Origin of the sequence: Castellaniella sp., from assembly GCF_004321985.1 — a bacterium.
Classification (GTDB): Bacteria; Pseudomonadota; Gammaproteobacteria; order Burkholderiales; family Burkholderiaceae_B; genus Castellaniella.
On sequence record NZ_SCQN01000044.1, the window covers coordinates 165,840 to 178,839 of the forward strand.

The window sequence follows — 13,000 nt, forward strand, 5'->3', positions numbered from 1 at the left end:
GAAGGGGCCCAACGACTGCTTGATGTCGGGGCTGATTGGGTTAGTGCAGCGGCGTGGTCCGAATCAGCCCCACAGCGATGCCTTCGATGGCGAAGTTGTCGCCCGGTCCTACCTGGATGGGCTTGAAGTCGGGGTTCTCGGGCAGGAGCCGGATGGCGCGGCCCAGGTGTTCCAGGCGCTTGACGGTGACGTCGTCGCCCAGGCGGGCGACGACGATCTGGCCGTGTCGGGCCTCTGGTGTGCGGTGCACGGCCAGCAGGTCGCCGTCCAGGATGCCCGCATCCCGCATGCTGCTGCCTCGCACGCGCAGCAGGTAGTCAGGGGCTGAGGAGAAGAGCTGAGGCGCGACGGCGATTTCGCGCTCCACATGCTCGGCCGCCAGGATGGGATGGCCGGCGGCCACATGCCCCACCAGCGGTAGGAGCAGGCTGCCGGCCGCATCCAGCCAGCCAAGTGTTTCTGAGGTGCGTTGGGGGGGTGCCGGAACAGCGGCCGGCGCGGCGGCGTCCAGCAACTGGATCCCGCGGGATGTGCTGGCCGTCAGGCGAATGTGGCCTTTGCGTTCTAGAGCGCGCAGGTGGTCTTCAGCAGCGTTGGCCGAGCGAAACCCGAGTTGGTGGGCGATTTCTGCACGGGTCGGCGGCCGCCCGGTTCGGCTGATGGCCTGGCGGATGAGGTCCAGGATCTGGGATTGGCGCGCAGTGAGTTTCAGAGCCATGACACACTACTGGATGAAAAACCAGTCCGTATTGTGTCTGAAGTGGCAGCCGAAAGCAAGCGTTCCCGCCGGCCCCGGTCTGAGCCGGGGCCGATATGGCTGGTTCTAGTGCTTCAGGACCTTGGCGATCGACTGTGCCACATAGTCGATGTTGCCGCTGTTCAGGGCGGCAACGCAGATGCGGCCGCTGCCAATGGCATAGATGCCGAACTCGTCACGGAGGCGGTCGACATGCGCCTTGGTCAGGCCGGAGTATGAGAACATCCCGCGCTGGGCTTCCACGAAGCGGAAGTCCTGGGTGACGCCCTGTGCGTGAAGCTTCTCCACCAGTTGATGGCGCATGGTGCGGATGCGGTCCCGCATCTCGGCCAGCTCGGTCGCCCAGAGCGCACGCAGTTCGGGTGTGTTGAGTACCATCGCCACGATGGCGCCGCCATGGGTGGGGGGGTTGGAGTAGTTGGTGCGGATGACGCGCTTGAGCTGGCTCAGGACGCGGGTGCTTTCCTCGTCTCCGCTGGTGATCAGCGTCAGGGCGCCCACTCGCTCACCGTACAGCGAAAATGATTTGGAGAACGAGGAACTGACGAACATGGTCATGTTCATCCCGGCAAACAACCGGACCACAGAGGCATCCTCTTCCAGGCCTGCTCCGAATCCCTGGTAGGCAATGTCCAGGAAAGGCACGAGCTGACGCGACTGCAAGGTCTTTGCGATTTCGAGCCACTGTTCCGTGCTGGGATCCACGCCCGTGGGATTGTGGCAGCAGGCGTGCAGCACCACGATGGTGCCAGCCGGCAGCGCGCGCAGGGACGCCATCATGGCATCGAAGTCAAGACCGTGGGTGGCCGCATCGTAGTAGTCGTACTGCACGACGGGAAAGCCCGCGGCCGAAAACAGTGCCTGGTGGTTGGCCCAGCTCGGATTGCTGATGGCGACCTGGGCATTGGGCAGGATGCGCTTGAGGAAATCGGCCCCGATCTTCAGGGCTCCGGTGCCACCCAGCGCCTGTACCGTGACCGAGCGGTGTTCGGAAATCAGGGGAGAATCGGCGCCCAGGAGCAGGGCGCGCGCGCCGGCGTTGTAGCCAGGAATGCCGTCAATCGGCAGGTAGCTGCGTGGTGCCGCCTGCTCGAACAGCTTTGCTTCCGCCTGGCGGACGGACTTCAGCAGCGGGATGTGGCCCTTGTCGTCGTAGTAGACACCTACGCCCAGGTTCACCTTGGTGGAGCGGGTATCGGCCTTGAATTGTTCGTTCAGGCCCAGGATGGGGTCGCGGGGGGCAAGTTCGACGGAAGCGAATAGGGAGGACATTGGACAGTGAAGGAGGGAGAAAAGGGGCCTTGGTCTTGAAGCTTGGTCTTGAAGATCAACGATGGGATAATAAGGGGTTTACCCGTAGAGTGTCTAGCACAAGCCTCATGTCTGATTCCGGCGCGCGATTCGTGCAGTACCCCGATAGCCCGTTCCAGCTGTACGAACCCTATTCGCCCGCCGGCGATCAGCCGGCTGCGATTGCTGCGCTCGAAGAGGGCTTGCGCGACGGGCTCATGGGCCAGACATTGCTGGGTGTTACAGGGTCCGGCAAAACATACACCATGGCCAACGTCATCGCGCGAATGGGGCGTCCGGCCATCGTGCTGGCACCCAACAAGACGCTGGCGGCGCAGCTTTATGCCGAGATGCGCGAGTTCTTTCCACGCAACGCGGTGGAGTATTTCGTTTCGTATTACGACTATTACCAACCCGAGGCCTATGTGCCGGCGCGTGACCTGTTCATCGAGAAGGACTCGTCAATCAACGAGCACATCGAGCAGATGCGGCTTTCGGCGACCAAGAGCCTGCTCGAGCGCCAGGATACCGTCATCGTAGGGACAGTGTCCTGCATCTATGGGATCGGCAATCCGGGCGACTATCACGCCATGGTGCTGACCCTGCGCAACGGTGACCACATCGCGCGGCAAGAGATTCTCGCCCGCCTGGTGTCCATGCAGTACGAACGCAATGACATGGATTTCGCGCGTGGGACATTCCGCGCGAGAGGCGAAATCGTGGACGTATTCCCGGCCGAACATGCCGAATACGCGCTTCGCATCACCATGTTCGACGACGAGATCGAGTCCCTGGACCTGTTCGATCCGCTCACGGGCAAGCTGGTTCAGAGTCTGGTGCGGTTCACCGTTTTCCCGAGCTCTCACTACGTCACACCGCGCGAAACCGTGCTGCGCGCGATCGGGACTATCAAGGAAGAGCTGCGCAGCCGCCTGGAGGAGCTGAACACCGCCGGCAAGCTGGTCGAGGCGCAGCGCCTGGAGCAGCGCACCCGTTTCGATCTGGAGATGCTGCAGGAGCTGGGCTTCTGCAAAGGCATCGAGAATTACTCGCGGCACTTGTCCGGCGCCGCGCCCGGTGAGCCGCCTCCCACGCTCATCGACTATCTGCCGGCGCGCGCACTCATGTTCATCGATGAGAGCCACGTTACGATCGGGCAGTTGGGGGGCATGTATCGAGGTGACCGGTCGCGCAAAGAGACGCTGGTGCAATTCGGGTTCCGGCTTCCTTCCGCGTTGGACAACCGGCCTCTGCGGCTCGAGGAATTCGAGGCCCGCATGCCGCAGTGCGTGTTCGTGTCCGCCACCCCTGGTCTCTATGAGTCCCAGCATTCCGACCAGGTGGTGGAACAGGTGGTGCGTCCTACGGGGCTGGTGGATCCCGAAGTCGAAGTCCGGCCGGCCACGACTCAGGTGGATGACCTGCTCGGTGAGGCCAAGAAATGTATCGCGCGCCGCGAGCGGGTGCTGGTGACCACGCTCACCAAGCGCATGGCTGAAGATCTGACCGAGTATCTGCAGGAAAGCGGGCTCAAGGTGCGCTATCTGCATTCGGACATCGACACTGTCGAGCGGGTCGAGATCATCCGGGACCTCCGGCTGGGTGCTTTCGACGTGCTGGTGGGGATCAACCTGCTGCGCGAGGGACTGGATATTCCTGAGGTGTCCCTGGTTGCAATCCTGGATGCCGACAAGGAGGGTTTTCTGCGGTCCGAACGCAGCCTGATCCAGACCATGGGCCGGGCGGCCCGCAATCTGCATGGCCGGGCGATCTTGTACGCTGACCGGGTGACCGATTCCATGCAGCGGGCGATGGGTGAGACTCGGCGCCGGCGGGAAAAGCAGCAAGCCTTCAACGAAGCGCATGGGATCACGGCACGCGGCGTCAGCAAGGCCGTGCGCGACCTGATCGACGGGGTAGGCATGTCCCCCGCTGCGGTGCCGGATGACGAGCCGGCTTTCGATGCTGCCGCCCTCCGGGACGAGAAGTCGCTGGCTCGGGAAATCCGGCGTCTGGAGCAGAAAATGAATGAACACGCCCGCAATCTGGAGTTCGAGCAGGCCGCCGCCGCACGAGACGCCCTGCATGCGCTCAAGGACCGGGCGCTATGGGCGGCAAACTTCTGACAGGACACGCTTTTCTCTGATTCTCAGTCGAAAATACTTGCCAATTTCCGGGTTTTCCCGCACACTTTCACCTATCATGCATAAGGTCCTTTTCGTCTGTACAGGCAATATCTGCCGTTCCCCCACCGCTCAGGGCGTGTTCCAGCATCTGGTTGACGAGGGCAGCCTTTCTGACGCAGTTTGCGTCGATTCCGTTGCCACGCATCATTTTCATGTGGGTGAAGCCCCCGACGCGCGGGCACAGGCTGCTGCGCGAAAGCGCGGCTATGACCTGTCCAGCCATGTGGCGCGTCAAATCAGGATGGATGATTTTCGGGATGCGGACCTGATCCTCGCCATGGATTGGGAGAACCTGTCGGCACTGCAGCAGCAGTGCCCCAAGATCTACCAGCACAAGCTCATGCTGCTGATGCGTTTTTCCAACGAATTCGAGGAAGCGACGGTGCCGGACCCTTACTATGGCGGCCCCGAAGGTTTCAACAAGGTCCTGGACTACATCGAAGACGCCTGCCAGGGGGTCCTGGAACTCGTGCGCAAGCGTGCCCTTCAGTATCAGGCAGCCTGATCCGCCACTTGCATCGGCATGACCCAAAGGCGCCTCCCGGCGCCTTTTCATTGCCCCTCGGCTGCGTGAAATCCTGTCGGCTTGATCTACGTCAAGTTTCCCTTCCGACAGGGCCTGGAGCTCGCCCGATTCGTGCATCCGCATTGATATACTTGACTCAATTAGTCGGGTATCAGATATGCCCAATGACTAGCATCGAATAGTGAGGCCTATCATGCGTTTGACGACCAAGGGACGATTTGCAGTAACTGCGATGATCGATCTGGCTTTGCGGGCTCATAGCGGACCGGTGACGCTGGCCGCCATCAGCGAACGGCAGAACATCTCGCTGTCCTATCTGGAGCAGCTTTTTGGCAAGTTGCGTCGTCATGAGTTGGTCGACAGCGTTCGCGGGCCTGGCGGTGGCTATACGCTGGCGCGTCATGCACGCGACATCTCCGTGGCCGGCGTCATTTTCGCGGTGGACGAGCCGCTCGACGCAACGAGCTGCGGCGGCAAAGAAAATTGCAACATCGGCCGCAATGGGCATACTGGAAAGTGCATGACCCATGATCTGTGGGCGACGCTGAGCCGAAAGATGGTAGAGTATCTGGATTCGGTCTCGCTGCAAGATCTGGTGGATCAGCAGCGCCTGCGTGAATGGCAGGAATCCGGCCAGCTGCGAGCGGGCCTGAAGTCCACCGGCCGCAAGGTTCCAGCGCGCCAGGCGGAACCTCTGGAGGAGACCGTCTCGGCCTGATTGGTCCGGCCCAAGGAGTCTGAATGTCGTTGTCGCCCCCCGTGTATCTGGATTACTCCGCCACCACGCCGGTGGACGAGCGGGTGGTCCAGGCGATGCTGCCGTGGCTCGGCGAACGCTTCGGCAACGCGGCTTCCACCAGCCACGCCTGGGGCTGGGATGCCAGCGAGGCTGTCGAGCAGGCTCGTGCTCAAGTTGCAGGACTGATCCATGCCGATCCACGCGAGATCATCTGGACATCCGGTGCGACCGAGTCCGACAATCTGGCGATCAAGGGCGTGGCGCAATTCCATGGTGGGCGCGGGCGTCACATCGTGACGGTTCGCACCGAACACAAGGCTGTCCTCGACACCTGTCATGCGCTGGAGCAGGGCGGGTTCGAGGTCACCTATCTGGATGTGGACGCTGGCGGGCTGGTGACGCCCGAGGCTTTGGCGGCCGCCTTGCGCCCGGACACCATTCTGGCGTCCGTGATGCTGGTGAATAATGAAATAGGGGTCATCCAGGACGTCGCTGCGCTGGCGGCCGTGTGTCATCAGCGGGGCGTACTGTTTCATACCGATGCGGCGCAGGCCACCGGGAAGATTCCCGTCGACGCGGCTGGGATGGACGTGGACTTGATGTCGCTGTCGGCACACAAGACCTACGGGCCCAAGGGAATCGGTGCGCTTTACGTGCGCCGCAAGCCTCGTGTGCGTCTGGAAGCACAGATGCACGGAGGTGGGCACGAGCGGGGCTTGCGCTCCGGGACGCTGCCCACGCATCAGATCGTCGGCATGGGTGCTTCATTCGAGCTGGCCGGGCAACTCATGGCGACGGAGCTTCCCAGGATCGGCGCATTGCGCGACCGTCTCTGGGAAGGCTTGCGCGATCTGCCCGACGTCTATCTCAATGGCGATCCAGCTCGGCGCGTTGTCCACAACCTGAACATCAGCGTGGCGCATGTCGAAGGCGAGGCACTGCTCATGTCCGTCCCGGAACTGGCGGTTTCGTCTGGTTCAGCCTGCACGTCGGCCAGCCTGGAACCGTCGCACGTCCTGCGCGCGCTAGGGCGCAGCGATCTGCTCGCACACAGTTCCCTGCGCATGACGATAGGCCGCTATACGTCCGATACGGATGTGGATCTGGCGATTCGCGTGCTGCGGACGCAGATTCAACGCCTGCGCGAGCTCTCGCCGCTCTGGGAAATGCGTGAACGAGGTACTCTGGGCGCCTGGATGGAGACCTGCTGATGGCTGGTCTGCCGTACGGGCCGCTGGTTCTGGATCACTATCTGCATCCGCGCAACGTAGGGTCTCTGGATCCGGCGGATGCGCGTGTGGGGTCTGCACTGGTCGGATCTCCGGTCCTGGGCGAGGTACTCAAGCTCCAGATCTTCCTGCAGGACGGAACCATCACCCAGGCTCGCTTTCGCGCGTTTGGTGGTGGTTCGGCGATTGCCGCGGGTTCGTGGCTGACCGAACAACTACAGGGCCAAAGTCTGAACCATGCGCTGGGCATCCGCAGTCAGGACATCATGAGTGCCCTGAACCTTCCGCCTGTGAAGATGCATTCGGCGTTGCTCGCCGAAGATGCCATCCGGGCCGCAGTAGCTGATTACACGCAAAAACACTCTCAATAACCCCCTCAAGTGAGTTGCATCATGGGAATTACATTGACATCGCAAGCAGCCGAGCATATCCAGCGCAATCTGGAAAAGCGGGGCAAGGGCCTGGGGCTGCGCCTGGGCGTGAAGCCGGCTGGCTGTTCCGGTCTGTCTTACCAACTGGAGTATGTGGACGATCCAACCGCTGAAGATCAGGTGTTCGAGCAGTTCGGCGCGCGGGTCTACGTCGCGCCCGACAGCCTGCCGTATCTGCAGGGAACCGAACTCGACTATGCGCGTGAGGGCCTGAACGAGGGGTTTCGCTTCCACAACCCGAATGAAAAGGCGGCTTGTGGGTGTGGGGATTCGTTCACAGTCTGAGGCTTACCGGAAAACGGCAGGGCCCGGGACTCGATTCGAAGTCCCGGGCCCTGCTGCTTTGGCCGCCTGGCGTCGTCAGTCTTCGCGACGCATGTGCGGAAAGAGAATCACGTCCCGGATGTTGGGGCTGTCGGTCAGCATCATGACCAGCCGGTCGATGCCGATTCCGCATCCGCCCGTGGGCGGCATGCCGTACTCCAGTGCTCGGACGTAGTCGGCGTCGTAATACATGGCTTCCTCGTCGCCTGCGTCTTTCGCAGCTACCTGCGCCCGGAACCGCGCCGCCTGGTCCTCGGGGTCGTTCAGCTCCGAGAATCCGTTGGCAATCTCGCGCCCGCAGGCGAAAAGTTCGAACCGCTCCGTGATGTCGGCCTGCGTATCCGAGGCCCGGGCCAGCGGTGAGACTTCAACCGGGTAGTCAATGATGTAGGTCGGGTGCCAAAGCTGGGTTTCGGTGGTTTCCTCAAAGAGCGCCAGCTGCAGGGCACCCAGGCCGGCGTGAGAGAGCGCCGGACCATCGACCTCGGCGCCCAGCCGGAGCAGCTCGGTCCTCAGGTAGCCGGCGTCCAAGAGCTGGCTGTCGGTATAGACCGGCGCGTATTTGCGGATGGCCTGGGTAATGGTGAGCCTGTCGAAAGCGCGGCCAAGGTCCAGGGGTTTGCTCTGGTAGATCAGGTCCGTCGTGCCGCAGGCGCTCAGCGCGGTATCCCGGATCAATGACTCCGTGTAGTCCATCAGCCATTGATAGTCGGTATAGGCCGCGTAGAACTCCATCATCGTGAATTCGGGGTTGTGACGCGGACTCACGCCTTCGTTGCGGAAGTTGCGGTTGATCTCGAAGACACGCTCGAATCCGCCTACGATCAAGCGCTTCAGATACAGTTCGGGCGCGATGCGCAGGTACATATCCATGTCCAGCGCGTTGTGGTGCGTGATGAAAGGCTTGGCCGAAGCGCCCCCCGGAATCGGGTGCAGCATGGGCGTTTCGACTTCCAGGAAGTTGGCGTCCGACATGAACTGGCGGATGGTCGCCACGATGCGGCTGCGGGCCAGAAAGGTCTGTCGCGTTTCCTCGCTGACGATGAGATCCACATAGCGGCGCCGGTAGCGCAGCTCCTGATCTGCCATACCGTGGAATTTGTCCGGCAGCGGCCGCAACGACTTCGCCAGCAGACGCAGCGACTGGACGCGCAGCGACAGCTCGCCCTTGTGGGTCTTGAAGACCTCTCCTTCGGCACCGATGATATCGCCGATGTCCCAGGACTTGAAGGCCGCGTAGGCTTCGTCCCCCAGGACGCTGCGGTCCAGGTAGAGTTGCAGGCGCCCGCTGGTGTCCTGCAGTGTTGCAAAGCTGGCCCTGCCCATGACACGCTTGAGCACCATGCGTCCGGCTACCTTCGCATGGCGGTTCAGGGCTTGAAGGGCGTCGTCGTCAAGCGTGCCGCAGTCCTGGTGCAGGGTTGCCGCGTGGCTGTCGGGACGAAAGTCGTTGGGGTATGCCGGGCCCGCCGCGCGCAGGGCGTCCAGCTTGCCGCGCCGTTCGGCGATGAGGCGGTTCTCGTCCGGGGCTTGTGAATCGTTTTGAGCAGTCATGTCGTCGAGGGTAGGGGGCCAGGGATCAGTCGGTCTGCTTCAGGCTGGCCGTGATGAAGGCGTCCAGATCGCCATCCAGTACTTTCTGTGTGTTGGAGATTTCAACGCCGGTGCGCAAGTCCTTGATGCGGCTCTGATCCAGGACATAGGACCGGATCTGGTGGCCCCAGCCCACATCGCTCTTGGTGTCCTCGAGCTTCTGTTGTTCGGCCATGCGCTTGCGCATCTCGAGTTCATACAGGCGGGACTTCAGCATTTGCATGGCTTCCGCGCGGTTGCGGTGTTGAGAACGGTCGTTCTGGCACTGCACCACGATTCCGGTAGGCATGTGGGTGATGCGGACAGCCGAATCCGTCTTGTTGATGTGCTGGCCGCCGGCGCCACTGGCGCGGTAGGTGTCGATGCGCAGATCGGCCGGGTTGATCTCGATTTCGAACGAGTCGTCGATTTCGGGGTATACGAAAACGCTGGCGAATGACGTGTGCCGGCCGTTGGACGAATCAAAGGGGCTCTTGCGCACCAGGCGGTGCACGCCCGTTTCGGTCCGCAGCAGGCCGTAAGCGTATTCACCCTCGAATTTGATCGTCGCGGATTTGATGCCGGCAACTTCGCCTTCGGAGATTTCCAGCACCTCGGTCTTGAAGTCTTTGCGTTCCCCGTAGTGCAGGTACTGGCGTAACAGCATCGACGCCCAGTCCTGGGCCTCGGTTCCGCCAGCGCCCGCCTGAATGTCGACGAAACAGTTCAGCGGATCAGCAGGGTTGGAGAACATGCGCCGGAATTCCAGTGCCTCAAGGCGCTCACCCAGCGCGGCGCAGTCCTGCTCGATGGCAGCAAGCGTGGCGTCGTCGTCGTCTTCGCTGGCCAGCTCAAACAGGTCGTGCGCGTCGGCCAGGCCCCGCTCCAGGTCGCTCAGCGTGTGGACGACAGTTTCCAGGGACTTCTTTTCCCGGCCCAGTTCCTGGGCGTGCTGGGGATCGTTCCAAATGTCGGGGTTCTCGAGTTCGGCGTTGACGACGAGCAAGCGTTCGGCTTTGGCATCGTAGTCAAAGATACCTCCGTAGAGCCGCCTGGCGTTCCTGATAATCGTCGATGCAGGCGCTGATATGGTTTTGGCGTTCGGCTTCCATGGTGTGATCCACTTCAATCTTTCAAGATAATCCAGCATTCTAACGCGGCGGGAGGACATCATGCGAAGCGGCCGGGGGCGCGGATTATAATGGCGGGCTGCACAGCGTCGTCGTTTGGCCGAAAGGCCGGACGAGGCCATCGTCAGGATCCGTCCGCGGCTTGATCCGCCCCACTGCGCAATGAACTTTTGACTACTTTTCCGAACGGGATCTGACGACCGTCCGGACCCTGGAATCTTGGAATGGCGAAACACACGTCTGGAAACCCGACAGCATCGGTCATTACGTCAGGCAGCCCAGGCGCGGTACCGATTGCGCCGGCGCTTGACGCCACGATGGACGATGCCCGTGTGGCGCGCAAGTCGACCCTGATGAGCCACCGGACGGTCTGGATCGGCCTGCTGGCCATCGTGCTGGGCGTAGTTGCAGCAGAGATCGCGCAACTGCTGATGTTCATGATCAACGTCATCACGGACATCACCTTTTATGGCCGCGTGTCGGACGTCGTCGGCGTCAAGCATACCGGCTCATTTGTCTTGTCACCCGCCGACAACCGCCTGGGTGCATGGGTGATCCTGATGCCGGCCATTGGCGGCCTGATCGCGGGTGCCATGGCGCGCTGGGGCTCGCGCGCGATTCAGGGCCATGGCATCCCTGAGGCGATGGAACAGATTCTCAAGAACGACGCGAACATTCCGCCCAGGGTAACCTGGCTGAAGCCTGTTTCGTCGGCGTTTGCCATTGGTACCGGCGGACCTTTCGGTGCCGAAGGACCCATCATCTCCACGGGTGGGGCGCTGGGATCCCTGCTCGGGCAACTGCTGTCGGTGACGGCCACAGAGCGCAAGACACTGCTTGCGGCGGGGGCCGCCGCGGGTATGGCGGCCGTGTTCGGTGCACCCTTGTCCTCCCTGACCCTAGCGGTGGAGTTGCTGCTCTTCGAATTGCGGCCGCGCTCGCTCATTCCCGTCGCACTGGCGGCGGTGTCGGCGACCGGCGTACGCTACGCAACCTATGGCGCAGGCGCGGTGTTTTCGATGCCGACGGTTCTGGAACCAGGCCTCTCGGCTCTTGTCAGCTTCATCCTTCTGGGAGCCATCGTCGGGGTGCTCAGCGTACTGGTGACCAAGGCGGTGTATGGGATCGAGGACGCGTTTGCGAAGTTGCCCATCCACTGGGTATGGTGGCCTGCGCTCGGCGGCATCGTGGCTGGGGTCATCGGCTGGATCGAACCGCGCACCATGGGGGTGGGCTACGACAATATCGACGCGATCATATCGGGCAGCTTTGGCGTCAAGATGCTGATTGCGATGTGCGTCCTGAAATTCGCTGCGTGGTCGATCGCGCTTGGCAGCGGCACGTCGGGGGGGACACTGGCCCCCTTGTTCATCATCGGCGGTTCCTTTGGTGCCTTGCTGGGGCTGGGTGCGGACCACATTCTTCCCCAGCTTGGGATAGACCCGCGCATTGCAGCGCTGGTGGGCATGGCGGCGATCTTCGCCGGTTCATCGCGTGCGTTGCTGACGGCGGTCGTGTTTGCATTCGAAACCACCCGGCAGGCGGCCGTGCTGTTGCCGTTGCTGGCGGGATGCTCTGCGGCATACATCGTGTCCGCACTCATCATGCGCAACACCATCATGACCGAAAAGATTGTGCGCCGGGGCGTTCGTGTACCACTGGAATACACCGCGGATTTTCTCCAGCGCGTGACGGTCGGTCAGGTGTACACCCGCGACGCGGTGACGCTGAGGGCAGAGGACACGCTGGCGCAGGTGCAGGAATGGCTGCAGAGCGAATCCAGTGCACATCATCACGGCTACCCGGTCGTCGGGGCCGGTGGTGAAGTCATGGGTGTGCTGACCATGCGCGAGCTCTTCAATCCGTCGGCCGAGCCCAAGACTCCCATCGGCGAATTGGTGCTTCGGTCTCCGGTCATGGTCACAGAGGACTATTCCGTGCGTGAGGCCTGTGACCTGATGGTCAATTCGAGCGTGGGCCAGTTACTCGTGATGAGCCGCACGCAACCGCGTCGGTTGCTTGGCATGCTCACGCGTGGTGACGTGTTCAAGGCGAATGTCTACCGTCTGCAGGAAAGCCGCGATGCCCAACGTCAGTTGCGCGTCAATTTGCGCCGCCCGCTCCGGCCATTGCGGCCCGTGCGACAGCGCCGGTTGCGACCGCAGTCGGGCAGGACCCCCGCCCGCACACCCTGATCATCTGGGGCTGGCTGTCCCCGGCAGGTCCCCGCAAGCGCGGCTGAGCGAGTCCAGCGCATCATCGTCGAAAAGACGCGGCACCATGGGGAGCAGCTCATTGTCGGTCCGCTGCAGGTGCCTTTCGAAGGCCGCCGTCCAGGCTGGTAGCTCTGGAGTGGCGGGGACGCCCGCTTTCAGCAGTGGACCAATCGTGGCGCGCCAGCGGCTATCCAACTGGTCCCGCTCGTGGGTCAGGCCTGTGGTGAGGTCCCTGAGGCATATCGCGTCCGAACCAGCCATGGACTCCACCAGTGCCGGAAACACCTGGCCTTCCAGGATGTGCCACTGCGCCTGGGCCGGGCCCTCCAGCCAGGCGATGGCCGCGTGCAGAACCGGGGCGGCGAGGTGGGCTGGCGCGCCAGCACTGGATGTCAGCGCCCTGAGGTGAACAAGTGTTGTCGCATCCGTTTGCAATAACGCCGAGATCGGGTCGGTGGCGCCCACATGAGCCATGATGGATCAATCCCCAACTGAAATGACTCATGGTATGTCAATCTGCGTCCGCTGGTCCTATATCTCTTTCAGAAATATGGAAATCGTAAATATATCGTTGTTCATTATTTAAGAAAATCGTTAAAG

The 13,000-nt window shown here is 62.1% G+C and carries 12 protein-coding genes; 7 read left to right on the forward strand and 5 right to left on the reverse strand.

Annotation, left to right across the window (positions count from 1 at the left end):
* Positions 1 to 40: 40 nt before the first annotated feature.
* Complete coding sequence (gene lexA / locus EPN31_RS10595; protein ID WP_291772937.1) at positions 41 to 718, reverse strand: transcriptional repressor LexA; 678 nt, start codon at positions 716 to 718, stop codon at positions 41 to 43.
* 105 nt (positions 719 to 823) lie between these two features.
* Positions 824 to 2,029: an amino acid aminotransferase gene (locus EPN31_RS10600; protein WP_291772939.1), complete on the reverse strand. Its 1,206-nt coding sequence runs from the start codon at positions 2,027 to 2,029 to the stop codon at positions 824 to 826.
* 107 nt (positions 2,030 to 2,136) lie between these two features.
* On the opposite strand from EPN31_RS10600, the gene uvrB reads away from it, so the two are divergent.
* The 6 genes from uvrB to iscA all read left to right on the forward strand — a co-directional run bounded on the left by uvrB (position 2,137) and on the right by iscA (position 7,443).
* Positions 2,137 to 4,173: an excinuclease ABC subunit UvrB gene (gene uvrB / locus EPN31_RS10605; protein WP_291772941.1), complete on the forward strand. Its 2,037-nt coding sequence runs from the start codon at positions 2,137 to 2,139 to the stop codon at positions 4,171 to 4,173.
* A gap of 73 nt (positions 4,174 to 4,246) precedes the next feature.
* A complete protein-coding gene (locus tag EPN31_RS10610; RefSeq protein WP_291773019.1) occupies positions 4,247 to 4,738 on the forward strand; it encodes a low molecular weight protein-tyrosine-phosphatase in 492 nt (163 codons plus the stop codon).
* Positions 4,739 to 4,952: 214 nt separating this feature from the next.
* A complete protein-coding gene (iscR, locus tag EPN31_RS10615) occupies positions 4,953 to 5,477 on the forward strand; it encodes a Fe-S cluster assembly transcriptional regulator IscR (RefSeq protein ID WP_291772943.1) in 525 nt (174 codons plus the stop codon).
* Positions 5,478 to 5,500: 23 nt separating this feature from the next.
* The gene (locus EPN31_RS10620) at positions 5,501 to 6,709 is read left to right on the forward strand and encodes an IscS subfamily cysteine desulfurase (protein ID WP_291772945.1); all 1,209 of its coding nucleotides are present in this window, start codon (positions 5,501 to 5,503) and stop codon (positions 6,707 to 6,709) included.
* Positions 6,709 to 7,098, forward strand: coding sequence for an iron-sulfur cluster assembly scaffold protein (locus EPN31_RS10625; protein ID WP_291772947.1), 390 nt, complete (start codon positions 6,709 to 6,711; stop codon positions 7,096 to 7,098). Before EPN31_RS10620 ends, EPN31_RS10625 begins: the two co-directional genes overlap by 1 nt.
* A gap of 21 nt (positions 7,099 to 7,119) precedes the next feature.
* Positions 7,120 to 7,443 (forward strand): iron-sulfur cluster assembly protein IscA, encoded by a 324-nt coding sequence (iscA, locus tag EPN31_RS10630; RefSeq protein ID WP_291772949.1) that lies wholly within the window; start codon positions 7,120 to 7,122, stop codon positions 7,441 to 7,443.
* Positions 7,444 to 7,518: 75 nt separating this feature from the next.
* Here the strand turns inward: iscA and lysS are convergent, their stop codons facing one another.
* Positions 7,519 to 9,036: a lysine--tRNA ligase gene (gene lysS, locus EPN31_RS10635; protein ID WP_291772951.1), complete on the reverse strand. Its 1,518-nt coding sequence runs from the start codon at positions 9,034 to 9,036 to the stop codon at positions 7,519 to 7,521.
* A gap of 25 nt (positions 9,037 to 9,061) precedes the next feature.
* Positions 9,062 to 10,166, reverse strand: a protein-coding gene (gene prfB / locus EPN31_RS10640; protein ID WP_291772953.1) for a peptide chain release factor 2 whose coding sequence is annotated in 2 segments (ribosomal slippage) — positions 9,062 to 10,084 and positions 10,086 to 10,166 — 1,104 coding nt in all. Because the reading frame shifts where the segments join, the coding sequence is not laid out codon by codon here.
* 242 nt (positions 10,167 to 10,408) lie between these two features.
* Here prfB and EPN31_RS10645 point away from each other — a divergent pair.
* Positions 10,409 to 12,379: a chloride channel protein gene (locus EPN31_RS10645; protein ID WP_291772955.1), complete on the forward strand. Its 1,971-nt coding sequence runs from the start codon at positions 10,409 to 10,411 to the stop codon at positions 12,377 to 12,379.
* On the opposite strand, the gene EPN31_RS10650 is transcribed toward EPN31_RS10645, so the two are convergent.
* Positions 12,380 to 12,874: a hemerythrin domain-containing protein gene (locus EPN31_RS10650; RefSeq protein ID WP_291772957.1), complete on the reverse strand. Its 495-nt coding sequence runs from the start codon at positions 12,872 to 12,874 to the stop codon at positions 12,380 to 12,382.
* Positions 12,875 to 13,000: the final 126 nt, after the last annotated feature.

Bases quoted from the DNA above. Each gene is read 5' to 3' on its own strand.
- EPN31_RS10625 (WP_291772947.1), top strand. From the start codon at position 6,709: ATGGCTGGTCTGCCGTACGGGCCGCTGGTTCTGGATCACTATCTGCAT.
- EPN31_RS10620 (WP_291772945.1), top strand. From the start codon at position 5,501: ATGTCGTTGTCGCCCCCCGTGTATCTGGATTACTCCGCCACCACGCCG.
- iscR (WP_291772943.1), top strand. From the start codon at position 4,953: ATGCGTTTGACGACCAAGGGACGATTTGCAGTAACTGCGATGATCGAT.
- EPN31_RS10650 (WP_291772957.1), bottom strand. From the start codon at position 12,874: ATGGCTCATGTGGGCGCCACCGACCCGATCTCGGCGTTATTGCAAACG.
- iscA (WP_291772949.1), top strand. From the start codon at position 7,120: ATGGGAATTACATTGACATCGCAAGCAGCCGAGCATATCCAGCGCAAT.
- EPN31_RS10645 (WP_291772955.1), top strand. From the start codon at position 10,409: ATGGCGAAACACACGTCTGGAAACCCGACAGCATCGGTCATTACGTCA.
- uvrB (WP_291772941.1), top strand. From the start codon at position 2,137: ATGTCTGATTCCGGCGCGCGATTCGTGCAGTACCCCGATAGCCCGTTC.
- EPN31_RS10600 (WP_291772939.1), bottom strand. From the start codon at position 2,029: ATGTCCTCCCTATTCGCTTCCGTCGAACTTGCCCCCCGCGACCCCATC.
- lysS (WP_291772951.1), bottom strand. From the start codon at position 9,036: ATGACTGCTCAAAACGATTCACAAGCCCCGGACGAGAACCGCCTCATC.
- lexA (WP_291772937.1), bottom strand. From the start codon at position 718: ATGGCTCTGAAACTCACTGCGCGCCAATCCCAGATCCTGGACCTCATC.